Raw genomic sequence first — 24,132 nt, 5'->3', positions numbered from 1 at the left:
AGAAGGTTTTTAAGTGGAAAAGGTGAAGTTGAAATTGCTCTATTCCGACCTTAGACCGGAATTGGAAATGATTGAAAAAGAATTAGAAGTCGCTGTAGGCTCCAATTCACTCCTCCTTAATGAAGCTTCCCTACACTTATTGCAGGCCGGAGGAAAAAGAATCCGGCCTGTTTTTGTTTTGCTCGCAGGCAAATTTGGCAACTATCGTGCCGATGTGATGAAACAAGTGGCAGTGCCGCTTGAGTTGATCCATATGGCTTCACTTGTCCATGATGACGTGATCGATGACTCAGAGATGAGACGCGGCCAGACAACTGTCAAAGCGCAGTGGAATAATAGTGTAGCGATGTATACGGGGGATTTTATCCTGGCTAGGGCGCTCGAATATATTACTGTTATTGAAGATTCGAAAATACATGACATCCTTTCGACGACAATGATTGAAGTTTGCCGCGGCGAGATAATCCAAATCGAAGATAAGTATAAACTGGATCAGACGATACGCGACTATCTTCGCCGTATTAAACGAAAGACAGCTTTGCTTATTTCTTCAAGCTGCGAGCTGGGAGCCACCGTTTCGGGGACTGACGCAGAAACTGCGGCCCGTTTAAGAAGATTCGGATATTTTATCGGCATGTCATTTCAAATTACGGATGACATACTGGATTTCACGTCTTCCGATGAAGAACTTGGGAAACCTGCAGGGAGTGATTTTATCCAGGGGAATATCACGTTGCCCGTCCTGTTGGCGCGCCAGGACCCTAAAATCTACAGCCATTTGAGAAACGCTGTAGGTAAAGAAATGTCGGATGGTGAACGCATGGAGATTGTCAAAATGATCCGAAACAGTTCCGCTTTGCAGCAGGCAAAGGCCATCAGTGAACAGTATCTCGATAAAGCCTTAAAGGAACTGGATCATTTGCCGAAAGGCCCTGCCAATAAAACGATGCGTAAAATTGCAATGTTTATCGGCAAGAGAAAGTTTTAAACAGGAGTTGACAATTTGCTCCATAATGATAGTATTTTTTAAGGTGGGCAACTTTTGCCCGAGCTTTTAATAGAGGAGTGTTCATTAATGGAAAAAACATTTTTAATGGTAAAGCCTGATGGCGTACAACGCAATGTGATCGGTGAAATCGTTGCTCGTTTCGAGAAAAAAGGTTATAACCTTGCAGGTGCTAAATTGATGCAAATTTCTACTGAATTGGCTGAAGAGCATTACGGAGAGCACAAAGAACGTCCGTTTTTCGGTGAATTGGTTGAATTCATCACTTCAGGCCCTGTATTCGCAATGGTTTGGGAAGGCGAAAACGTTATTTTGACTGCACGTCAAATGATGGGCGCTACTAACCCTAAAGATGCAGCTCCAGGAACAATCCGCGGCGACTTCGCAGTCACTGTAGGCAAAAACATGATCCACGGATCGGATTCCGCTGAAAGCGCAGAGCGTGAAATCGGTTTGTTCTTCAAAGAAGAAGAATTGGTATCATACGAAAAAACAATGAGCAGCTGGGTTAACTAATCCAATTGACAGTGTTAGAGAGGCATCCTTCGGGGTGCCTCTTTTTTGTTCCAGAAAAATAATGAACGCTGTAATTATTTCGCTATAGGCGGACGCTTTCCGCGGGGAGCGGCCTGAGCCTCCTCATCGCTGCGCTCTTGCGGGGTCTCAGTCTCGCTCTTGGTCCCGCAGGAAAGACATTGGCCGAAGCCTGCGAGGACAAGTCTTTGCGACGAAGCAGCGAAGCGATGCAGGAGCACATCTTTGCTCTTCACCGCCTTCCGCTCCATTCTGGTACTGTGTATAATCGTGGTGTCTACTTCTTGAAACAAACCTAAAAAGATATCCTGTTATAGAAGGTGATATGGAGATATGGAGCAAAACGGCGCAGACGCCCAGGGGGTCAAGCGAAGTGCTGAGATCCACTCGGACGAAGTGTAACGAGACCGAGTTAGCTCAGCGCAAGCCCCCAGGCAAGCGAAGCTGTTTTGCGGAATATCGGTTAAGAGTTTTTTTATTTCCCTTAATTTCCAAATTTTAAAAGCACACTGGTATAGTTCACTTTCTCTAAATTTTCATATAGAATTGATGAAATATTATATGTTATAGTGTTAAATAAATACTTTAGTGCGTTGAAGGGGGAAAGCGTTTATGCGTTATTTGACAGCAGGAGAATCACATGGACCGCAATTGACCGCTATTATTGAGGGTTTGCCGGCACAGTTGCCGTTGACGGCTGAAATGATCAATAAAGAATTGAAGAGAAGACAAGGCGGCCATGGCCGCGGCAGAAGAATGCAGATTGAAACCGATACGGTGGAAATAGTGTCAGGAGTAAGGCACGGCAAGACCCTTGGTTCACCAGTCACTCTAGTAGTTACAAACGATGATTGGAAACATTGGACGAATATCATGGGCATCGAACCGATTGAAGATACTGAGGAAGTGAAACGAAAGATTTCGCGTCCCCGTCCCGGCCATGCAGATTTGAACGGTGGTATGAAATATGGCCATCGTGATCTTCGCAATGTGCTTGAACGTTCTTCCGCCAGAGAAACGACTGTCCGTGTGGCGGTTGGGGCTGTAGCGAAGCAATTATTATCCCAATTGGGAATCGAAATGGTGTCCCATGTCACAGAAATCGGTGGCATCAAGGTCAATCCAGAAAGTTATAACGGAAAATCCGTTGCTGAAATAAGAGAAGCTGTTGAGAAGGACGCAGTTTATTGCGCAGATCCTTCTGCAACACAGCAGATGACTGATTTGATCGATGAAACGAAAAAAAATGGTGATTCAATCGGAGGCACAGTGGAAGTGATTGTCGAAGGAATGCCTGCGGGTATCGGCAGTTATGTCCATTATGACCGGAAGCTTGACGCGAAGATGGCAGCTGCAGTTATGAGCATCAATGCTTTTAAAGGCGTCGAGTTCGGCATCGGATTTGAGATGGCGCGTAAACCGGGAAGTGAAGTGCACGATGAAATCCTATGGAATGAAACAGAAGGTTATACGAGAAAAACGAATAATCTGGGTGGCTTTGAAGGCGGAATGACGACTGGTATGCCGATTGTCGTCCGTGGTGTGATGAAGCCGATTCCGACATTATATAAACCGCTTCAAAGTGTTGATATTGAAACGAAGGAACCTTTCCAGGCAAGCATTGAACGCTCAGACAGCTGCGCTGTTCCGGCTGCCTCAATTGTGGCTGAACATGTTGTGGCGTGGGAAGTTGCAAATGCGCTGCTGGAACAATTCGATGCCGATCAATTGCCGCGGCTGCAGGATAATATCGCGAACTACCTGAGCTATACAAAGGAGTTCTGATATTATGAAAAATTTGACCGTTGAAGCGGCCCGTCCTTATCAAGTCCATATCGGCTCCGGTGTGCTGGCTGCGTTATTGGATGAATACAGCGAAATGATCAGTAAAGCAGACAGAATTGCCGTTATCGCAGATGAAACTGTGGCGACATTGCATTTGGATCATTTAAAAGCGCATTTGATGAATTCTGACAAGGTAAAATTCAAAGTGATTCCTTCAGGAGAACAGGCTAAGTCCATCGAAACCTATATGGATTGCCAAAGTTTCTTATTGGAACAAGGGTTTTCGAGGAAATCCGTCATACTTGCTTTTGGCGGGGGAGCTACAGGGGATTTAGCCGGTTTTGTGGCCTCGACATTTATGAGAGGCATCCCGTTTATCCAGATTCCCACAACAATATTGGCACATGACAGTGCGGTTGGCGGCAAAACTGCCATCAACCATGAACTCGGTAAAAATATGATTGGCACTTTTTACCAGCCGGCTGCTGTTATTTACGATACACATTTTCTTGCCACTTTGCCCGAAAAGGAAGTTCGTTCAGGAATGGCGGAAGTCATCAAACATGCCTTTATTTCCAATGAGGCCTGGCTTGACGAATTATTGGCAATTAACGATTTTAACAAGTTGGGCGAAGAAGAATTGGCATTGCATCTGGAGCGAGGCATAGCAGTGAAGGCGGCCATTGTTGAAGAAGATGAATACGAAACGGGTGTGCGGAAATATTTGAATTTCGGCCATACCCTGGCTCATGCCATAGAAGCGGCTTCGGGCTATGGGAAGATTACCCACGGAGAAGCGGTAGCTATCGGCCTGGCTTATGCTTTATATCTTTCAGAGCACAAAAAATTCCATCAATTTCTGGAATGGGGCAAGGCAACTGGCTATCCTTTCGACCTGCTTGAAAAAATCCCTTTTGAAAAATTGCAGAGTTATATGAAAAAAGATAAAAAAACAGCGGATGGATTATTGAATTTCGTCCTGCTTCATGAAACCGGAAAACCGTATATGGAAACTGTCGGGACCGGACAGGCAGAAGATGCATACACCACGCTATGCGCAACGATAGGAGAGATGCATATATGATGATGCGAGGCATAAGGGGAGCTATTACTGTTTCTGCCGATCACCCGGCTGAAATTTTAAAAGAAACTAAAAACCTGGTTCTGGAAATGGCCATGCAAAATGATATAGAACCGGATTTAGTGGCATCTGTCATCATCTCAACAACGACGGACATTTCTTCCGCATTTCCTGCTAAAGCTGTCCGTACGATAGAGGATTGGACATTCGTGCCGGTTATGTGCACACATGAAATGGACGTGCCGGGCAGTATGCCACTTTGTATCCGTGTCATGATGCATGCAAATACTGCCAAAAGCCAGCAGGAAATCAATCATATTTATATGAATGATGCAGTGAAACTAAGACCGGATCTGATCAAAGACAGCAAGGTGGGGGAACGGTGAAAGCAAATATTCTGGTTATTGGCCTGGGACTGATCGGCGGATCTCTTGCAAAGTCGCTGATGCGGCATGAGGAAGCCGTTATTTACGGTTATGACGCAGATCCTTTGACTGTCCGCAAGGCATATAAAATGGGAATCATCCATAAGCCGGTGCTGTCTCTTGAAGAAGCTGCGGCCGATGCCGATTTCATCTTTTTTGCCACTCCGGTCGGTGCAGCAAAAAAATTGCTGCAGCAAAGCCGGTTCTGGAAATTACGGGACAACGTCATCCTGAGCGATACCGGCAGCACAAAAATGGAAATAATGGAAACCGCTAAGGATCTTGAACGAGTATTCATCGGCGGCCATCCAATGGCCGGATCGCATAAAAGCGGTGTTGAAGCTGCAAAAGAGGTCTTGTTTGAGAATGCCTACTATATTCTGACGCCAGGTCAGCGTGCAACAGAATCACATATTACCAAAATGAAGGATTTATTGGCCGTAACGAAAGCGAAGGTTCATGTCCTGTCTGCCAAAGAACATGATCATATGACTTCCATAGTCAGCCATTTTCCTCATCTGATTGCAGCTTCGCTGGTTCATCAGCTGGACAGGGAGCAGGATTATCCTTTTACACAGCAGCTTGCAGCAGGGGGCTTTCGGGACATTACACGCATTGCTTCATCAGATCCCGTGATGTGGAGAGATATAACGACGCAGAATAATCGCATGATCACAGAACAGCTGGGGCATTGGATCGGTGAAATGGACAGATTGAAAAATCTGCTTGAAGCCAATGAAGAAGAGCCGATCAGACAATATTTCGAAAGGGCTAAAACGGTCAGGGATCAATTGCCGATAGCAGGACACGGGGCCCTGTATTCTGTTTTCGACCTTTATATTGATATCCCGGACGTTCCCGGAATCATTTCAGAATTGACCGGCTATCTTGCCGAAGGACAGATCAGCATCGTCAATCTGCGGATTCTTGAAACCCGCGAAGACGTTTTCGGCATTCTGGTGATGAGCTTCCAGACAGATGCAGATCGGCAAAAGGCTAAAGCCTGCATCGAGGCAAGAACTGTTTACGAAGTATATATTTCCTGAAGGAATGAGGCGGAGGGCTATGACATTAAAACTTGATTATAAGAAACCATCGTTAAAAGGAAACATTCAGGTTCCTGGTGATAAATCGATTTCCCATCGCTCCATCATGTTCGGTGCAATGGCCTCCGGTAAAACCACAATTGAAGGATTCCTTCTTGGGGCAGATTGTTTGAGCACCATCAGCTGCTTTCGAAAGCTGGGAGTCGATATTGATTTGAACGGTGAAGTGGTGACCATCAACAGCAAAGGAGCAGAAGGCTGGAAAGAACCTTCTGAAGTACTGGATGCCGGAAATTCCGGTACGACCACCCGGTTGATGCTGGGATTATTGGCTGCGACAAACTTTCATACAGTCATCGCTGGAGATGAATCGATTGCGAAACGGCCGATGAAACGGATTGTGGACCCGCTTCGCCAAATGGGCGCTGACATTCGCGGCCGGCAAAATGGACAGTTCACTCCGTTGGCGATCCAAGGAACAAAATTATCGGCAATAAATTATACGTTGCCGGTGGCCAGTGCTCAGGTAAAATCGGCAATCCTGCTCGCTGCATTGTACGCGAATGGAGTGACTCAAATAGAGGAAAGGGTCGCGACAAGAGATCATACTGAAATCATGCTCAGCCATTTCGGTGTCGATATAAAACGTGAAAATACTGCCATCCGTTTGGAAGGCGGCCAGAAGCTCACAGCAAGCCATGTAAAAGTTCCGGGTGATATTTCTTCTGCTGCATTTATGCTCGGCGCTGCATTGATCACGAAAAACAGTGAAGTCCGTCTGCAAAATGTGGGGATAAACCCCACGCGGACCGGAATTCTTGATGTCGTCAAGCAAATGGGCGCAGATCTTGAACTGATTGAAATGGATACAGAAGGTGAGCGCTCGGCTGAGCTTATTATCCGATCTTCCGATTTGAAAGGTGTAGAAATCAGCGGTGCCCTCATTCCGAGGCTGATCGATGAGATCCCGGTCATTGCGCTCATCGCCACCCAGTGCCACGGAACGACCGTGATAAGGGATGCAGAAGAGTTGCGCGTCAAAGAAACAGACCGGATTTCAGCAGTGGTCGCTGAACTGTCGAAAATGGGAGCGGACATTACGGCGACCGAGGACGGCATGATCATCAACGGACCGACTCCGCTTGTCGGAGCGGAAATGCAAACCTACGGGGACCACAGGTTAGGCATGATGGCTGCAGTTGCTTCATTGGTGACAGAAGGGCACGTGCTGATCGATGATCCGGATTGTATTGCCGTGTCATATCCCGGGTTCATTGAACATCTCAATAGTCTGCTTCGCTGACTCTCCTTAGGGGGAGTTTTTATTATGCTTAAAACAGCCTATCGTGTAGGATGGAACTATGAAACTGAAAGAAAAGGTGATTGGATGGCAACTGTAGAAGAGATTCAAAAAGCTGTGGAACAAGGGGATATGGGCAAGGTCAATGCATTGCTCGATTCCTATATGTTAAGCGGTGAACCCGATGAACAATTCGGATTGTCGGAATGGCTTGGAGAAATCGGCTTTGTCGAGGAAGCGATTAAAATCCTGGAGCATCTTGAATACTTGTTCCCGGAGGAAAATCAGTTGAAAATCGACAGGGCGAACCTGCTTATCGAAGCTGACAGGGAAGATGAGGCGCTTAATCTGCTGATGGAAATTCCCGCACATGATGAATTATATCCGCAGGCCCTCGTGACGCTGGCGGATCTGTTCCAGCTCCAGGGTTTATTGGAGGCTGCTGAAAATCGATTGAATGAAGCCATCACACTGCTGCCGGACGAACCATTGCTCATGCAGGCGAAAGCCGAGTTGCTGCTCGATTCAGGGAGATATCTGGAATCCGCGAAAATATATCAGGATTTGAAAGCTGCAGGAGTGGAAATAGAGGGTGTGAATATTTCCGAGCGGTTGGCAGAAGTTTACAGTGCCGGAGCGGCATATGAGGAAGCATTGCCATATTACGAAGAGGCTCTGGCGGACCGTGTACAGCCGGACGTCCTGTTCGGTGCAGCAGTCGCCTCCTTCCAGACACGCGAGTATGAACGCGCTGTGTCAAGGCTGGATGAATTGATCGTCCTCGATCCTGATTATTTCTCAGCCTATTTATTGAAAGCGCAAAGCCTCAACATGGCAGAAGATTATAAAGGGGCATATGAAGCCATCAAAGAGGGGATAAAGAGGGATGAATTTGATAAGGAATTATACCTTTTTGCCGGCAAGTTGGCGATGAAATTGGGCAAAACGGACGAAGGTGTTGAAAATCTCCGTCAGGCAGTCGCTCTCGATCCCGAGTACATGGAAGCAATTTATGCACTTATTTCGTACTTCCATTCCCAGGAAATGGATGATGACGTTCTCGAACTGGCAGAAACGGTTGTGGAGAGCGGTGACGACTGGGCTGGCCTCTATCCAATGATAGCTGAATCCTATGAGCGCACCGAACAATTTGAAAAGGCATCTTCTTATTTTGAATTGGCTTATCCTTCATTTCGTGATGATCCAGAGTTTCTCGGAAAATATGCACGATTCCTGATTGAAGAAGGAAAGAGGGAACGCGCTCTTGAAATAATAAAAGAATTGCAGATTTTGGAACCGGAAAACCAGGAATGGCTGGAACTGCAGCAATCTTTTGAATAAGAGGGGGATATGCAATGACCGCTTCAGTATCGGTTGGAGATAAAAAACAATTTGTCCGTTGGTTTCTTCAATCTTATAAAATGAAACGCCGTGAATGCATATGGATTTTAAATTATATGCTCAGCAATGAAGAGTTGTTGGAGAAAATACATTTTGTGGAAGAAGCACATTACTGTCCGCGAGCCATGGTCATGTCCTCGACAGAATCAAAAGAGCTTCCCTTCCGTTTTTACAAAGGCAACCTGATGACGGCAGACGCGGAAAAATCTTTCCACGACCTGCGGCTGAATCCGGAGCAGGATCTCTATCTGCAATTGAATTTTCCTAACCGGCCGCCTACTCCGCTTTATCTGTCCGTTCTGGAAGAAAATCCTTATGTTCCCTTGGACGAAACCATCAATGCCGAAGACAGGAAGCTTGCGGAAGATTTGCTTGCAGACAGTTTGTCTTCTTTCCAGGAAAAAACGATTCTCAAACAGATTGATGAAGCACTCGATGTAAATGATAAAGAAAGGTTTTTTGAACTTTCTTCACTGCTGCATAATATAAAGCTTATAAAAAAACTGGAAGGTGAGTAGATCTGATGCATTTTATCGGCAAAGACATGGACCAATATCTGAACCAGCAGGAATATGTTGATACGGCGGTTGTACCGCTTCTGGAGCTTAATCTGGGCCAGACCGCACTCAAGTCGAGTGCGGGTGCTTCTGAATATCTTCAATCCTTGACGGCGCTACTTGAAAAACAATTCAGGGGCCGTATTTTATTGTTTCCGCCAGTATCCTATACGACTGGCGCAGACAGATTGAGGCTTGCCGAAGAAATTAAAACGGAAATGCAAAAAGCGGATTTCAAGCATGTGTTCTTCATGACTACCGATGCCGAATGGCGTTCGGTCGAACAACTGAAAAATGTCCTGTGGCTTCCGGCCATACCTACCGAACATATGGACAGGAATTTCAAGCAATCAGTCATGGAAGACCAACTGCGGCAAGTACTCCCGCTTTTTATTAAAGAATGGTCATAAGCTTCATGAAATGTTCACAAACTGGCATTTAGCTTCAAAGCATTATTGACCTGATCTTTCGATTGATATATCATTAGGTTGTCCTAGTAATTATATTTGAATGAGTATGTCCATTGGACTGACCTTGAATGTTAGAGGGGGGAAAAGGATGAGTAACAATCGTGTATCACGACGTCAATTTTTAGGCTACACTTTAACCGGTGTCGGCGGATTCATGGCAGCAGGTATGCTGATGCCGATGGTGCGTTTTGCGGTTGACCCGGTTCTTCAACAGAAGGGCACAGGCGACTTCGTATTAACCGACCAACGAGTGGAAGATATCACTGAAGAACCAGTGCGTGTCGACTTTACATTTGAACAAACGGATGCATGGTATGTGTCTGAAGTAACAAATTCAGCTTGGGTATACAGAGAAGGCGATATATTAATCGCGCTTTCACCTGTCTGCAAACATTTGGGATGTACAGTCAACTGGGCAGGCGATCCAGAACAGCCAACACAATTTTACTGCCCGTGCCATGCAGGCCGTTATGAGAAAAACGGACTAAACGTTCCAGGTACACCACCGCTTGGACCGCTCGATCAGTATGCTGTCGAGGAGCAGGATGGCTTTGTAGCTATCGGAGCAGTAGGACCAAACACATTAGTTTAATAGTTAGGGGGTACGACACCAGTGCTAAACAAGTTATATGATTGGGTTGATGAGCGTCTGGACATTACGCCTATCTGGCGTGATATCGCGGACCATGAAGTACCGGAACACGTAAACCCCGCACACCACTTTTCAGCATTCGTCTATTGTTTTGGGGGATTGACGTTCTTCATCACGGTAATTCAGATTTTATCCGGTATGTTTTTAACAATGTACTACGTACCAGATATCGAGAATGCCTGGCAGTCGGTTTATTATCTTCAGAATGAAGTAGCATTCGGAGAAATCGTGCGCGGTATGCACCACTGGGGAGCTTCTCTTGTAGTTGTAATGATTTTCCTTCATACACTTCGTGTTTTCTTCACAGGTTCATACAAGAAACCGCGTGAACTAAACTGGGTTGTCGGTGTATTGCTATTCGGTGTTATCCTGGGATTGAGTTTTACAGGTTATTTGCTTCCTTGGGATATGAAAGCATTATTCGCCACGAAGGTTGGTATTGAAATCGCTGCATCTGTTCCAGTAATCGGCGGTATGATTAAAATCCTGCTTGCCGGGGATTCAACGATTCTTGGTGCACAAACCTTGACCAGGTTCTTCGCTATTCATGTATTCTTCTTGCCCGCCGCTTTGCTTGGGTTGCTCGGCGCGCACTTTATCATGATTCGGAGACAGGGTATTTCAGGCCCATTGTAAGCAATGTGGTCTAACGGATTTTTAAAGGAGGGGACACTATGCATCGCGGAAAAGGGATGAAATTTGTAGGGGATTCGCGCGTACCAGGTATGGAGCATCGCAAGCCGAATATCCCGAAAGATTATTCCGAATACCCTGGTAAGACAGAAGCTTTCTGGCCTAACTTCCTTTTGAAAGAATGGATGATTGGTGCAGTCTTCTTGATCGGTTATCTGCTTTTGACTGTCGCCCATCCGTCGCCTCTTGAAGGCCAGGCGGATCCGACTGATACAGCATATATTCCATTGCCAGACTGGTATTTCTTATTCTTATATCAATTACTTAAATACGAATTTGCTTCAGGCCCATTCAACGTGGTGGGCGCAATCATCATTCCGGGACTCGCTTTCGGCGCATTGATGCTGGCTCCATTCCTGGATCCAGGTCCGGAAAGACGCCCATCAAAACGTCCATTGCCGACCGGCTTTATGCTTCTTGGAATCGTTTCGATCATTTTCTTCACTTGGGAATCTGTAGCTAACCATGACTGGGAAGCTGCTGAAGCTCAAGGGCAAATTACTGAAGAAGTTGAAATCGATACATCCGATCCAGGATATGAAATTTATTCTGGATCTGCCTGTATCAGTTGTCACGGGGATAACCTTGAAGGAGCAGTCGGACCTAGCTTGGTAGGAACGGGATTATCTCCTGAAGAAATCGCTGAGATTGCTGTTAACGGGATCCAAGAAGGCGGAGCACAAACAATGCCACCATCTTGGGATGGTACTGAAGAAGATCTGCAAGTCCTGTCTGAGTTCATCTCGGGTCTGGAAGCAGAATAACATACTAAAAAAAGAGCCGGGAAACCGGCTCTTTTTTGCTATCTTGAAAGGGAGAAACAACATGCTTTCCTACATAAATCAAATTTCTGCATGGCTGATGTTCAAGCCTTTCCTTGTGCTGCTGTTTTTGGTGAATCTGGCAGGCACCATTTACGGATATATATGGTACGGCTGGCAATTGGCCATTACAGAACCGAAGTTTATCTTGTTTGTTCCGGACAGCCCAACAGCCAGCCTTTTTTTTACGATTGTTCTCGGATTATGGCTGATCGGCAAACGCAATGGCCTGATCGAAGCGTTGGCTTTTATTACTTTGATCAAATACGGTTTGTGGGCAGTTGTGATGAATCTTTTGACCTTGTGGCAGACCGGTGACATCGGTTGGATCGGCTGGATGCTGGTGATTTCGCATTTCGCCATGGCTTTGCAGGCGATTCTTTATATGGAACATTATCGTTTCGGCTGGTTTGCAGTGGGGCTGGCAGCAGTATGGACTTTACACAACGATGTCATTGATTATGTCTTCGGCCAGATGCCTATATACAGCAGCTTAGCTCAATTCAGCAACCAAATTGGTTACTTCACTTTCTGGCTGTCAATTGCCTGTATCGCTTTTGCAATATTTGTTGCCTGGCTGAACAGATACGCACCGTATCAGTTGACCAAGACTGACCAATCCGAGTAAAATAGGGGTAATAGATAACAAAGAAGGGGTGTCATTGACATATGGGATTAGGTTCTTACCTCATCTATTTCGCCGTCCTGTTGTTACTGCCTTTATGGGCACAATTCAAATTGAAAAAAACGTATGGTAAATATTCAAAATTGCGCTCAACTTCCGGACATACGGGAGCACAAGTAGCCCGAATAATTCTGGATCAGAACGGCCTGTATGATATTAAAGTCATCGAAAGCCGGGGAATGCTAAGTGACCATTACAACCCGATGAAAAAAACTGTTGCGCTATCAAGCCATAATTACCACGAAGCTTCTGTGGCAGGTACAGCGGTAGCGGCTCACGAAGTGGGCCATGCAATTCAGGATGCGGAAGATTATTCGTTCCTGCGCTTGCGCCACCGACTTGTGCCCGTGGTGAATATTTCGTCAAACATGTCCTGGGTTTTTATCCTAATCGGCTTTTTCGCACAAATGAGCGGAGCTTTGCTGATTGGTATCATCCTTCTTGCCCTGGGTGTCCTTTTCCAGATCATCACTCTGCCGGTCGAGTTTAATGCTTCGAACCGGGCAATGGACCAATTGTTGTCGGCCAATATCATCCGCAACGAGGAAGAGCCCCATGCGAAAAAAGTTTTGAATGCAGCAGCCATGACGTATGTAGCGGCAACGGCAGTCGCTGTTATCGAACTTGCTCGATTGTTACTGATCTATACAAGTATGAGCCGTTCATAAAAAATATTAAAACCGTCCCGATAAAAATCGGGACGGTTTTTTACTGTTATTTTATAAGGTGAATGAAAGAAATGACTTATCTAAAGCTTCTGCATAAGTTCGTTGCAAGTGCCAGGCAACAAGCTGTTTTGCGGAATATCGATTCGTATAACTTTAGATTAAAAGGGACAATAGAGCGTCAATGCAACGGCATTTTCTTGTCATCCAGCGTGAAACCTTCACCCATGACATCATGCACCTCAATCAATGAAACGAATGCATGAGGATCGACTGAATCAATAATGTTTTTCAACCGGACGATTTCATTTCGTGCGACTACACAATAAAGCACTTCCCGTTCTTCCCTGGAAAAATGTCCATAGCCGCGAAGGATAGTAATGCCGCGATCCATTTCAACAGCGATGCGGCTGGCAATTTCCTCCTGGGAATTGGAGATGATCAAAGCGCCGCGGCCGGAATAAGCTCCTTCCTGCATAAAGTCGATGACCCGAGCGCCGACAAAAACCGCAACAAGCGTATACATCATCGAGCGGTTATCAAGAAAAGCGAGCCATGACAACAGAATTACTGCTGCATCAAACAGGAACATGGTCTTGCCCATACTCCACCCGATGTATTTTTGAACAAGCCGGGCGATAATATCGACTCCGCCGGTGGTTCCACCAAACCGGAAAATGATCCCAAGCCCGGCTCCGACAAAAATACCAGCAAACAATGAAGCAAGAAAAAGATCATTTTGCAGGTCAATTTGAATTTCATAAATTAAAAAAATCTTCAAAAAAACGGAGACGGCAACAGTTCCGATAATCGTATAAAGAAAGAGATTTTTTCCAAGCAACTTCCATCCCACAAAAAACAGGGGAAGATTCAACAGCAGGTTCATAAGTGCCGGGTCCCAACTGAAAAGAAAATAAAAGATCAATGTTATTCCTGCAAATCCGCCTTCGCCCAGTTCATTTTGAATATTGAAATGGACAAAACCGAAACTATAAATTGCAGCACCCAACAAAATGAAAAAAATGTTTTTAAATTGAAGATTTTTCAAATATTATCAACTCCTTTCTATATGCTCAACTCTTGTATTATGGGTTATCTTCAGGATTTTGACAACACCCCCCCTTTTCTTTACGATTAAAACAGGAGTGTGAATATATGGCACAAGAAAAAACGGTCAAACAATTGCAGCAGGAAGTCGATAACTATATATCCCAATTCAAAGAAGGCTATTTTACGCCCTTGGAAATGATTGCCCGGCTGACAGAAGAACTGGGGGAATTGGCCCGGGAAGTAAACCATGTCTATGGCCCGAAAAAGAAAAAATCGACTGAAGCTGATGCCAGTATTTCCGAAGAACTTGGAGATTTGCTGTTTGTGCTGATCACCATGGCAAACTCGCTCGACGTAGATCTCAGAGAGGCACATGATGGTGTGATGGAAAAATTCAATACACGCGATAAAAATCGATGGACCAGAAAGGATGAAAGCAAATGACAATCCGAGTAGCAATAGCTGGTGCGCGCGGAAGAATGGGTCAGGAAGCAGTACATACAATTATGAAAAATCCCGAAATGGAACTAGTGGCAGTTCTGGATTATAAAGAAGTTGGAAAAACGCTGGCCGATACCAAATTATTTCCCCAATCCTATTCAACGCCTGTTTTTACGGATATGGTTGCTCTCCATAAAAAAACAAAGCCGGATGTTCTGGTGGATCTAACTTCACCCGAATCTGTTTACCAGCATACAAGCCAGGCACTTGAACTTGGCATCCGCCCGGTAGTCGGCACTACGGGCTTTTCAGATGAAGAACTTGAAGAATTGACAAAATATGCACAGACCAACAAAGTTGGCTGCATCATTGCCCCTAATTTTGCCATAGGCGCAATATTAATGATGAAATTTGCTGAACAGGCTGCCAAATATTTGCCCGATATCGAAATTATTGAAATGCATCATGATCAAAAACTTGATGCACCATCTGGAACTGCCATGAAAACAGCCCATATGATATCTGCCCGTAGGGAGATGCATGGTCAGGGACATCCAAAAGAAAAAGAGACAATGGCAGGAGCCAGAGGTGCCGATTATGATGGAATGCGCCTACACAGTGTCCGTTTGCCCGGACTTGTCGCGCATCAGCAGGTGTTGATGGGTGGCGAAGGCCAACTTCTGACAATCAGGCACGACTCGTTCAATCGCGGGTCATTCATGACCGGAGTGGCGTTGTCCGTCAAAAAAGTGATGGAACTGGAAAAGCTTGTGTATGGATTGGAAAATATAATCGACTAAAGGGGAAGATGGCATGAAAATCGCTTTAATAGCACATGACCGTAAAAAAGACGACCTGATTCAGTTTGTCATCGCGTACCAGCCGATCTTAATGGAAAATTCATTGTATGCGACTGGTACAACTGGTCAACGGATCATAGATGAAACGGGCCTTCAGGTACATAAATTCCGCTCAGGCCCGCTTGGCGGTGATCAGCAGATCGGTTCCATGATTGCACAGGATGATATGGATATGATCATCTTTTTCCGTGATCCCCTGACTGCCCAGCCACATGAGCCGGATGTAACGGCTTTAATACGTCTTTGTGATGTTTATAATATACCGCTCGCGACGAATATGGGCACAGCGGAAGTGCTGTTGAAAGGTTTAAAAGAAGGTTTTGTTGATTGGCGCCTCATCAGGGAGCGCAGAGGATAGGAGTGTCGGAATTGCGAAAAATGAAAATAGGCATCACATGTTATCCGACTGTAGGCGGTTCTGGTGTAGTGGCTACGGAACTTGGAAAACTGCTTGCTGAAAAAGGCCATGAAATTCATTTTATTACATCCAGCACGCCTTTTCGGCTCAACCGGATGTATTCGAACATCTTCAGCCATCAAGTGGACGTCAATTCCTATTCGGTTTTCCAATACGCTCCTTATGATATTGCATTGGCGACTAAAATAGCAGAAGTGATCAAGAGCGAAAAATTGGATCTTTTACATGTCCATTACGCCATTCCCCATGCAGTCTGTGCGATTCTGGGAAGGCATATGGCGGGTTCCAACATCGGTATTGTAACAACATTGCATGGGACGGATATTACGGTTTTAGGATCTGATTCCTCATTGAAGGAAGCCATCCGTTATGGTATTGAAAAATCGGATATTGTAACAGCCGTTTCAGATTCCTTGCGAGATCAAACCTATGAAATGATCCAGCCCCAACAGCAAATAGAAACCGTATATAATTTTGTGGATGAACGGGATTACCATATAAAAGATACCGGTTCCCTTAAAGAGGAACTGGGAATTGGTCTGGATGAAAAAGTGGTCATTCATGTATCCAACTTCCGTAAAGTCAAAAGAGTTGGAGATGTCGTGGATACCTTTGCGCGTATCCGAAACTCCGTCCGCAGCAAATTGCTGCTGGTGGGAGACGGACCGGAAATGAGCAGAATCCAGGAACAGGTAAGAGAGCTGAATTTGGAAGAAGATGTTTTATTCCTCGGGAAAAGGGATAATTTATCCGAATTGTATAATATTAGTAATTTGAAACTATTGCTTTCAGAAAAAGAAGCATTCGGCCTCGTCATGCTCGAAGCCATGGCTTGCGGAGTACCGGGAATCGGTACAAGCATCGGAGGCATCCCTGAAGTTATTGAACCCGGACAAAACGGTTATCTGGTTGAACTGGGGGATACGGAACTGGCGTCCACATACGGCATTGAAATTTTGACGGATCCATCGCTTGCTGCCCATTTAAGAGGAGGCGCTATCGATACAGTCGCTTCGAAATTCCATTCCAGCAGAATTCTCAAAGAATACGAAGATATTTATGAACGCCTTCTGGATAAAGGAGATAATCATGAAAACTGCGGTTGAAGTCATCAGAAAACTGAAGGCTGCCGGTTTTGAAGCGTATTTTGTTGGAGGAGCCGTCCGCGATTTTCTGTTGGGCAAAACTCCCGGAGATTTTGATGTGGCAACTTCTGCGGAACCCGATCAGGTAAAAGCGATTTTTGATCGTACAGTGGATACCGGCATACAGCACGGAACGGTGCTGGTGTTAACCGGGGGATCCGGAATAGAGGTTACTACTTTCAGAACGGAAACCGGCTATTCAGATAATAGGAGGCCCGACAAAGTCGATTTTGTGAAAACGCTGGATGAAGACCTGAAGCGGCGTGATTTTACGATCAACGCAATGGCGATGACTGAAGACCTTGAGATTGTCGATTTGTTCGGCGGGCGGAGAGACATTAGTGAGGAAATAATCCGGTCGGTCGGTGAGCCCGACGAACGGTTTCAGGAAGATGCGCTACGCATGCTCCGGGCTGTAAGATTTTCGGGACAATTGGATTTTTCTATTGATGAGAAAACACTGGGCTCGATCCGGAACAATGCTGCACTGATTCGGACCATTGCCGTTGAACGCCTCAAAGTGGAATTGGATAAAATAATGGCCAATAAACATGCTGCCAGAAGCATCGGTTATCTGATTGATTCCGGACTGGCCGATCAGCTGCCGTCCGGTGAAATTTTCAGAACGGATTGGAGCGGTTTCATTCCGACACCCGACCCTTTAAGCGGCTGGCTCTATGCTTTCTGGCAGAATGCGAAAGACCTTTCAGCACTGACGGCATATAAATTTTCAAACGAAGAAAAGAATACCATCAAAAGGGCCTTGGACGCGGCTTCAATTGAACAATGGGATTCGTGGACCTGTTATATCTATTCATCAAAGCAATTGGAGTTCGCTGCAGCTTTGACTGACAGAAATTCCGGCTGGATCCGAATGAAAGAGAATCTGCCCATCCATTCGAAATCAGAACTGGCCGTCAATGGCCGAGACCTCATGGAATGGACGGAGAAGAAGCCGGGACCATGGCTGAAAGAGCTGCTGGAGGAAATAGAAAGAAAAATTGTTTTCAGCGAATTGGAAAATGAGAAAGATAAGATAAAGGGATGGTTCTTGAATGAATATAATCGTGACAAATAAATTGGCCGGCCGTTTAATGGAAGCTGACGGTGAACCAGTTTCCGGGCAGCAGCTGGCTGACGAATTCGGTATTTCAAGAACGGCTGTCTGGAAACATATCAAAGACCTCCAGGAAAAAGGCTATGAAATATCTTCTATTAAGAAAAAAGGCTATACGTTGACCGGCATACCGGATTCCCTTGAAGCAGCGGCTATTCAGCCATTGCTGAAAACAGTCCGCTACGGCAAAACATTGGAATATCTCAGCAGTTGTGAATCAACCCAGATCATAGCACATCAGCTTGCTCAGCAGTTGGTTCCGGACGGCACAGTGGTCCTGTCGGAAGAACAAACTGCCGGACGGGGAAGAATGGCCCGGAAGTGGGATTCGGCACATGGCAAAGGCATCTGGATGAGCATCATCCTGCGCCCGGATATACCGCTTCAGCGTGCACCGCAATTTACTTTAATTGCAGCAGTTTCTGTGGTTCGCGCCATCGAGGAAGTGACAGGACTGAATCCTGATATCAAATGGCCGAACGATATTTTATTGAACGGGAAAAAATGCACGGGCATTCTGACTGAGCTGCAGTCGGATGCTGATGGCATCCAGGCGCTGATCATCGGGATCGGCTTGAATGCCAACCAGGAAATGGAAGACTTCAGCGATGAGGTAAAAGATATCGCAACGTCATTGAAGCTGAAAAAAGGCAGCCCGGTCAGCCGGCAGGAACTTGTCCGTTCCATCTTATATTACCTTGAACTCTATACAGCGATTTATATTGATGAAGGTTTTGCCGCAATAAAGCTGATGTGGGAAGGCTATTCAACAACAATCGGTAAGCCGGTCCGCGCACGCATGGCCAAAGAGACGCTCGAAGGCATTGCCGAGAGCATCACGGATGAAGGGGTGCTGCAGATCCGCACACCAGATGGCAAGCTCCATGGAATATATTCTGCAGATATCGAGATGAAGAATTGATAATTGTTTTTGTCCTGCAAGTTCTGCTATAGTATTTTTAACGGGCAGTATCTCTTATGGAACTGCACCGATTTATCCATTTTAAAAAAATAAATCTGAGTCTGCCTTGATCTATTGTATGACAGGGACGGAAGAAAAAAGAGTCTAACATTTTCTGTCCTTCCGCCCATTTTTTGGGGGAGGACTTTTTATATACGGCTTTCTTCCGGGAAGGAGAGAGAAGTATTGCGAACGATTGAAACAATAAAAGAATTACAGCAATGGGTAGATGAAAGAAGAGCGGCAGGTGAAAGCATCGGTCTGGTACCAACTATGGGCTTCTTGCATGAAGGCCACATGAAACTTGTGGAAAGAGCTAAAGAGGAAAACGACACCGTGCTGATGAGCATTTTTGTCAATCCTGCCCAATTCGGTCCGAACGAGGATTTCGAACGCTATCCCAGAGATATGGAGCGGGACAAAACGATGGCTGAAGAAGCCGGGACAGATTTAATTTTTGCTCCTTCTGTCGGAGAAATCTATCCAAGGGAATCATCGATTACAATTTCACCTGGCAGAATGGCCGAGGAATTATGCGGAAAATCCCGCCCAGGCCATTTTGATGGTGTATTGAAAGTGGTTACGAAACTTTTTCATTTGTCCGGAGCGGACCGCGCCTATTTCGGGCAAAAAGACGCACAGCAGTTGGCAATTATCGAATCGTGGGTGGAAGATTTTAATTTCCCTCTAAAAATCAGAAGAGTTGGTACGGTCAGGGAAAAGGATGGCCTGGCAAAGAGTTCACGCAACGTCTATTTAAGTGACCAGGAGCGTGTCGAAGCCCCACATCTGAAAAAGGCTTTGGACATCGGCCAAGAAATGGTGGCCGATGGAATCGATCCGATTTCGGCCATGACTGATTACCTTATTGAAAATTGTTCTGGAAGGATCGATTACATCCAATTGCTGTCGTATCCGGATCTCACAGAAAATGTGGAAGGCGAAGCTATTTTGGCTTTAGCTGTCCAGTTTGAAAAAGCACGGCTGATTGACAATCTTATATTCACCATAAAGGGGAACTGACAATGCTTCGAATGATGCTCAACTCTAAAATCCACCGCGCTACTGTAACCGAAGCCGATCTGAATTATGTCGGCAGCATCACCATCGACCAGGATCTGCTCGACGCCGTCGGCATGCTTCCAAATGAAAAAGTTCACATCGTCAACAATAATAACGGTGCACGCTTTGAAACATATATCATTGCCGGCAAGAGGGGCAGCGGCGTTATCTGCGTCAACGGAGCGGCAGCCCGTCTCGTCCAAAAAGGCGATATCGTCATTATCCTGTCTTACGCCTATATTATGGACGACAATGCACGGGACCATCAACCGACCGTTGCAATCATGGATGAAGCCAATGGGATCCGGGAAATCATCCGCTACGAACCTGAAGCCACTATAATGTGAAACTTAGCCTTCCTGGGTGTACCACCCAGGGAGGCTTTTCTTATGGTCGATTAGTCATTAAATAGTCTCTATTCAAGCAGAACAAAAAAGCGTAAGAGGGCTGGATATGTTACAATTTTGCAAGAGGGAATCACCTGAGAAAGAGGGATTGTCATGAACAAAGATAAATATGTTGTCGTCGATATTGAGACGACAGGCCATGCCCCTGCAAAAGGTGATCGGATTATCCAATTGGCAATAGTGACGATTGAAAATGGCGAAATTATTGATACATACGTGGAATTTGTGAACCCGGGACGAAAAATTCCCATGTTCATCCAGGATCTTACAGGAATCTCTGACGAAGATGTGGCAAATGCTGAACCGTTCGAGTTTTATGCAGAAACGGTTTCCGAAAAATTGCAGGATGCTATTTTCGTTGCCCATAATACAAATTTCGATCTGCCATTTTTACAGAAGGAATTGCAGCGCAGCGGACAGCCGAAATGGCAGGGGCTTACGATGGATACAGTGGAATTGTCCCGTTTGCTGTACCCGACCGCCATCAGCTATAAATTGCAGGATATTACTGCAGATCTTGGGATACCGCTGGGCAATGCGCATCGTGCAGACGATGATGCATATGCCACTGCGGAGCTTTTCCTGCGCTCCAAAGAAGATCTGAAAAGTCTTCCCTACGAAACATTGGCTTTATTGCATAAACGATCGTTTTTACTGAAATCGGACCTTTCTCGGTTATTATATGAAGCAACAGCCCAAAAAAGGGGTTCGCATGCCAGTGGACTTGATCAATTCAGAGGAGTGCCGTTGAAAACCAGGAAACCAGTGGACTCTGTTAACCGCGTTGAATATAAGCCGAAAACGGATTGGCATGACAGGCTGGAAGCTATATTCCCGAATTTTGAACGGCGTGACAGTCAGTTCGAGATGATGTCAGCCATACAGAATGCCCTGGGCAATGCGGATGAAATGGTCATTGAAGCTTCCACCGGAATGGGGAAAACCATCGGATATCTGCTGCCAGCCGCCAATCATGCTTTGGCAACCGGTAAACAGGTACTTGTCAGTACCTATACCACGCATCTTCAGGACCAATTAACATGGAATGAAACGAAATTAGTGGAGAAATTCATCGGCGAAAGGGTCAGGATTTCATTGATCAAGGGACTTGGCCATTATCTCGATTTAAGCCGGTTTTCTGAAATCTTATTCGGCGAAGATGAGTCCTATGATGAAACATTTACGATCATGCAAATTCTGATCTGGCTGACCAGGACGACGACTGGTGATTTGAATGAATTGAATGTATCGAGCGGCGGGCAATTATTATTGGATAAAATCCGGCGTTCGCATACCAGAAGACCGGGCCGTGAAGAGAAAATCTATGATTTTTATGAATATGCGCTGGAACAGGCGAAAAGCGCTGATATTATTGTCACCAACCATGCGTTTCTGCTGAATCAGCCACACTCATCCAATCCGTTGTTGGAAAACGTCGATGCAATTATCTGGGATGAAGCGCATCAGGCTGTGCAAGCGGCTGTTTCGCAATATGAAAAAACCTTTGTATATACCCAATGGAAATATATTTTTGGACAGATCGGCACTACTGAAGAACGGCAATTGTATTCCAAGCTGAGAGCGGCAGCCGAGACTTCCGGCTTTGCCACACGTACAGAATTGGCAAAACTGAATGCGCTGTTCATAGGCTTTACGAAATACTTTGACCGGATTTGCCTGATGTTGTCTGCGGAGTTTGGTGAGAAATTCAAAAACCGCCGACATAAGAAAAATGCCATCCTGTTGAGTGAGATACCATTCCATAACAATGACTTTTCAAAGTTACTGCGCTTGCTGAATGAGTGGATTGATTTATCACAGACCATTTTACAGCGGGCTGAAAGTATTGCTGAAAAAACCATTGAAGACCGATTGGTAATAGCGGACTGGCGGTATTGGACAGAGGAATTGATGGTGAAAGCTGTCGAATTCAGTGAAATATTTGTTTTTCCGATTGCAGATGAAGTGAGTTGGATTGAAGGAGATCTTCGCAGCCTGCCGAATAGCCTGTCCCTGTACAAACGCCCATTTGCCGTGACTTCCATCATCGAGCAGGTCACTGCGCCGATTCGGGGGAAAAAAGCGATCATCTGGCTGTCCGGCACAATGACGGTGCCGTCAAATGAACGCTTTATCGTCAGCCAGTTAGGTGTGCCTGCGTCCGTTGAAATCACAAAATACGAACCACCGAAAGACTTCTACCAGGGTGCAAGGGTTTTCGTCATCGAAGACATGCCGGATATTCAGCAGGTGTCGCAGACTGATTATATTGAAGCCGTAGCGGATGCCGTTATCCGGACGGTGCTGGTGACTGAGGGCCGCTGCTTTGTGCTGTTCACCTCGCAGGATATGCTCCGGAAAACAGTCGACCTGATACAAGATACGCAACTCCTTGATGATTACATGTTGTTTGCGCAAGGAATTTCATCGGGCAGCCGCATGCGCCTGCTCAAATCATTTCAGCGTTTCCAAAGATCCGTGCTGTTCGGCACGAATAGTTTCTGGGAAGGTGTGGATGTGCCAGGAGACGCGCTGCGTGCCGTGGTTGTGGTCCGCCTTCCGTTCACTTCGCCCGATGAGCCGGTGTTCAAAGCGAAGTCAGAGCTGATTGCAAAAGAAGGCATCAACCCGTTTCTTCACTACGCATTGCCTGAAGCAGTGCTTCGATTTAGACAAGGTTTCGGAAGGCTTATTCGTTCAAAAAATGATCAGGGGCTTTTCATTGTGCTGGACCGCCGGATCGAAACGAAATCCTATGGCCAGGAATTCCTGGATGCCCTGCCGGAAGTGGGCGTCTCAAAAGTGTCTTTGGAAAAGATGGTAACGGATATTGAACATTGGTATAATAAGCAGTGAAAAATGAAAGGAAGGTCGTTCGGATGGAATCAAAAATTGAAGTACTATCCACAGTCAACATCGCTTATCAGCCAGATTTATATAAGGTTGTTGATGCATTGAACCGCACATTGAAACATGATAATTTGATGTTCGGCCTTGCACTCGATAAAGAAGATCCGGAGAAAGCGGTCTTCACGATTTATAAAACATAAGTTCAGGTGATGAAATGAAACAATGGATTTTATTTATAGGAGGATTTTTATCGTTCCTGGCAGTAGTGCTGACTATCTTAATCCTGATTCTTGGTAACAAATCTTTTTTGGATGTGGAAAAGAGTGCGATAGCACAGGTGAAAAATGAAAATTTACTTGCTGAAGTCAACAGGTCGTATGTTTATTCCAATGATCAGACCTCAGTTACGGTTATCGGTACAGATGGGGAAGGCAAATTAAAAGCTGTTTTTGTACCGATGACCGGACAGGAGATATCTGAAACGGCGCTGGAAGGGAAGATAAATGCCCAGGAAGCCCGTGATATCGCATTAAACGATATGGACGTCAAAGAAATTCTCCATACGAAGCTGGGCATGGAGGATGAGGTGGTCGTCTGGGAAGTTGTTTTTTTTACAGAAAATGACAAATTGAATTACGTGTATGTTTCTGCAACAGATGGCTCCATCTGGAAAAGGATCTTAAATTTGTGAAAGGACTGA

27 protein-coding genes are annotated in these 24,132 nt (G+C 45.6%); 26 read left to right on the top strand and 1 reads right to left on the bottom strand.

Features of this window, described 5'->3' with window-relative positions; genetic code table 11:
* The first annotated feature begins 13 nt into the window (after positions 1-13).
* The 15 genes from hepT to ACFQ1X_RS05370 all read left to right on the top strand — a co-directional run bounded on the left by hepT (position 14) and on the right by ACFQ1X_RS05370 (position 13,124).
* Positions 14-988, top strand: a complete 975-nt coding sequence (gene hepT / locus ACFQ1X_RS05440; RefSeq protein ID WP_144837011.1) for a heptaprenyl diphosphate synthase component II — start codon at positions 14-16, stop codon at positions 986-988.
* 87 nt (positions 989-1,075) lie between these two features.
* Positions 1,076-1,522, top strand: a complete 447-nt coding sequence (gene ndk / locus ACFQ1X_RS05435; RefSeq protein WP_117300956.1) for a nucleoside-diphosphate kinase — start codon at positions 1,076-1,078, stop codon at positions 1,520-1,522.
* Positions 1,523-2,152: 630 nt separating this feature from the next.
* Positions 2,153-3,325: a chorismate synthase gene (gene aroC / locus ACFQ1X_RS05430; RefSeq protein WP_144837008.1), complete on the top strand. Its 1,173-nt coding sequence runs from the start codon at positions 2,153-2,155 to the stop codon at positions 3,323-3,325.
* Positions 3,326-3,329: 4 nt separating this feature from the next.
* On the top strand, positions 3,330-4,409 hold the full coding sequence (gene aroB, locus ACFQ1X_RS05425) for a 3-dehydroquinate synthase (RefSeq protein WP_144837005.1): 1,080 nt from the start codon (positions 3,330-3,332) through the stop codon (positions 4,407-4,409).
* Positions 4,409-4,792, top strand: a complete 384-nt coding sequence (aroH, locus tag ACFQ1X_RS05420; RefSeq protein WP_144837627.1) for a chorismate mutase — start codon at positions 4,409-4,411, stop codon at positions 4,790-4,792. The genes aroB and aroH overlap by 1 nt, the downstream gene beginning before the upstream one ends.
* Positions 4,789-5,877, top strand: a complete 1,089-nt coding sequence (locus ACFQ1X_RS05415) for a prephenate dehydrogenase (protein WP_144837002.1) — start codon at positions 4,789-4,791, stop codon at positions 5,875-5,877. The genes aroH and ACFQ1X_RS05415 overlap by 4 nt, the downstream gene beginning before the upstream one ends.
* Before the next feature lie 19 nt (positions 5,878-5,896).
* Positions 5,897-7,180 carry a 3-phosphoshikimate 1-carboxyvinyltransferase gene (aroA, locus tag ACFQ1X_RS05410; RefSeq protein ID WP_144836999.1) on the top strand — a complete coding sequence of 428 codons (1,284 nt, stop codon included), beginning with the start codon at positions 5,897-5,899 and terminating at the stop codon, positions 7,178-7,180.
* Positions 7,181-7,264: 84 nt separating this feature from the next.
* Entirely contained in the window at positions 7,265-8,518 is a 1,254-nt protein-coding gene (locus ACFQ1X_RS05405) for a tetratricopeptide repeat protein (RefSeq protein WP_144837625.1), read from the top strand.
* Between the two features lie 14 nt (positions 8,519-8,532).
* Positions 8,533-9,096, top strand: a complete 564-nt coding sequence (locus ACFQ1X_RS05400) for a ReoY family proteolytic degradation factor (protein WP_144836996.1) — start codon at positions 8,533-8,535, stop codon at positions 9,094-9,096.
* Positions 9,097-9,101: 5 nt separating this feature from the next.
* Complete coding sequence (locus ACFQ1X_RS05395) at positions 9,102-9,545, top strand: DUF2487 family protein (protein ID WP_144836993.1); 444 nt, start codon at positions 9,102-9,104, stop codon at positions 9,543-9,545.
* 148 nt (positions 9,546-9,693) lie between these two features.
* Positions 9,694-10,197, top strand: a complete 504-nt coding sequence (locus ACFQ1X_RS05390) for a ubiquinol-cytochrome c reductase iron-sulfur subunit (RefSeq protein WP_144836989.1) — start codon at positions 9,694-9,696, stop codon at positions 10,195-10,197.
* A gap of 21 nt (positions 10,198-10,218) precedes the next feature.
* On the top strand, positions 10,219-10,893 hold the full coding sequence (gene qcrB, locus ACFQ1X_RS05385; protein ID WP_144836986.1) for a menaquinol-cytochrome c reductase cytochrome b subunit: 675 nt from the start codon (positions 10,219-10,221) through the stop codon (positions 10,891-10,893).
* Positions 10,894-10,931: 38 nt separating this feature from the next.
* Positions 10,932-11,714, top strand: a complete 783-nt coding sequence (locus tag ACFQ1X_RS05380) for a menaquinol-cytochrome c reductase cytochrome b/c subunit (RefSeq protein ID WP_144836984.1) — start codon at positions 10,932-10,934, stop codon at positions 11,712-11,714.
* Positions 11,715-11,775: 61 nt separating this feature from the next.
* Positions 11,776-12,399: a lipoprotein heptaprenylglyceryl N-acetyltransferase LhaT gene (gene lhaT / locus ACFQ1X_RS05375; protein WP_144836982.1), complete on the top strand. Its 624-nt coding sequence runs from the start codon at positions 11,776-11,778 to the stop codon at positions 12,397-12,399.
* A 41-nt stretch (positions 12,400-12,440) separates the two neighbouring features.
* Positions 12,441-13,124: a zinc metallopeptidase gene (locus tag ACFQ1X_RS05370; protein ID WP_144836979.1), complete on the top strand. Its 684-nt coding sequence runs from the start codon at positions 12,441-12,443 to the stop codon at positions 13,122-13,124.
* 178 nt (positions 13,125-13,302) lie between these two features.
* Here the strand turns inward: ACFQ1X_RS05370 and ACFQ1X_RS05365 are convergent, their stop codons facing one another.
* Positions 13,303-14,169, bottom strand: a complete 867-nt coding sequence (locus ACFQ1X_RS05365; RefSeq protein WP_144836976.1) for a YitT family protein — start codon at positions 14,167-14,169, stop codon at positions 13,303-13,305.
* 107 nt (positions 14,170-14,276) lie between these two features.
* Here ACFQ1X_RS05365 and ACFQ1X_RS05360 point away from each other — a divergent pair, with 107 nt between their 5' ends.
* The 11 genes from ACFQ1X_RS05360 (at position 14,277) to ACFQ1X_RS05310 (ending at position 24,123) form a co-directional block, all read left to right on the top strand.
* Entirely contained in the window at positions 14,277-14,615 is a 339-nt protein-coding gene (locus tag ACFQ1X_RS05360; RefSeq protein WP_144836973.1) for a nucleotide pyrophosphohydrolase, read from the top strand.
* Positions 14,612-15,412 (top strand): 4-hydroxy-tetrahydrodipicolinate reductase, encoded by an 801-nt coding sequence (gene dapB, locus ACFQ1X_RS05355; protein ID WP_144836970.1) that lies wholly within the window; start codon positions 14,612-14,614, stop codon positions 15,410-15,412. Before ACFQ1X_RS05360 ends, dapB begins: the two co-directional genes overlap by 4 nt.
* Positions 15,413-15,425: 13 nt before the next feature.
* Positions 15,426-15,830: a methylglyoxal synthase gene (mgsA, locus tag ACFQ1X_RS05350; protein WP_144836967.1), complete on the top strand. Its 405-nt coding sequence runs from the start codon at positions 15,426-15,428 to the stop codon at positions 15,828-15,830.
* Positions 15,831-15,841: 11 nt separating this feature from the next.
* On the top strand, positions 15,842-16,996 hold the full coding sequence (gene bshA / locus ACFQ1X_RS05345; protein ID WP_144836964.1) for an N-acetyl-alpha-D-glucosaminyl L-malate synthase BshA: 1,155 nt from the start codon (positions 15,842-15,844) through the stop codon (positions 16,994-16,996).
* Positions 16,980-18,113: a CCA tRNA nucleotidyltransferase gene (locus ACFQ1X_RS05340; RefSeq protein ID WP_144836961.1), complete on the top strand. Its 1,134-nt coding sequence runs from the start codon at positions 16,980-16,982 to the stop codon at positions 18,111-18,113. The genes bshA and ACFQ1X_RS05340 overlap by 17 nt, the downstream gene beginning before the upstream one ends.
* Complete coding sequence (locus ACFQ1X_RS05335) at positions 18,091-19,074, top strand: biotin--[acetyl-CoA-carboxylase] ligase (protein ID WP_144836958.1); 984 nt, start codon at positions 18,091-18,093, stop codon at positions 19,072-19,074. The genes ACFQ1X_RS05340 and ACFQ1X_RS05335 overlap by 23 nt, the downstream gene beginning before the upstream one ends.
* Before the next feature lie 225 nt (positions 19,075-19,299).
* Positions 19,300-20,136, top strand: coding sequence for a pantoate--beta-alanine ligase (gene panC, locus ACFQ1X_RS05330; protein WP_144836955.1), 837 nt, complete (start codon positions 19,300-19,302; stop codon positions 20,134-20,136).
* Positions 20,137-20,138: 2 nt separating this feature from the next.
* On the top strand, positions 20,139-20,522 hold the full coding sequence (panD, locus tag ACFQ1X_RS05325; protein WP_144836952.1) for an aspartate 1-decarboxylase: 384 nt from the start codon (positions 20,139-20,141) through the stop codon (positions 20,520-20,522).
* A gap of 153 nt (positions 20,523-20,675) precedes the next feature.
* Entirely contained in the window at positions 20,676-23,438 is a 2,763-nt protein-coding gene (dinG, locus tag ACFQ1X_RS05320; protein WP_144836949.1) for an ATP-dependent DNA helicase DinG, read from the top strand.
* A gap of 23 nt (positions 23,439-23,461) precedes the next feature.
* Complete coding sequence (locus tag ACFQ1X_RS05315) at positions 23,462-23,632, top strand: YpmA family protein (RefSeq protein WP_144836946.1); 171 nt, start codon at positions 23,462-23,464, stop codon at positions 23,630-23,632.
* 14 nt (positions 23,633-23,646) lie between these two features.
* Positions 23,647-24,123, top strand: a complete 477-nt coding sequence (locus ACFQ1X_RS05310) for a cell wall elongation regulator TseB-like domain-containing protein (protein ID WP_144836943.1) — start codon at positions 23,647-23,649, stop codon at positions 24,121-24,123.
* The last annotated feature ends 9 nt before the right edge of the window (positions 24,124-24,132 follow it).

It is taken from the genome of Metaplanococcus flavidus, from assembly GCF_042675885.1.
Taxonomy (GTDB): Bacteria; Bacillota; Bacilli; order Bacillales_A; family Planococcaceae; genus Planococcus; species Planococcus flavidus.
Note: the sequence above shows the minus strand (reverse complement) of the source record. Positions and strands in the feature narration are given on the sequence as shown.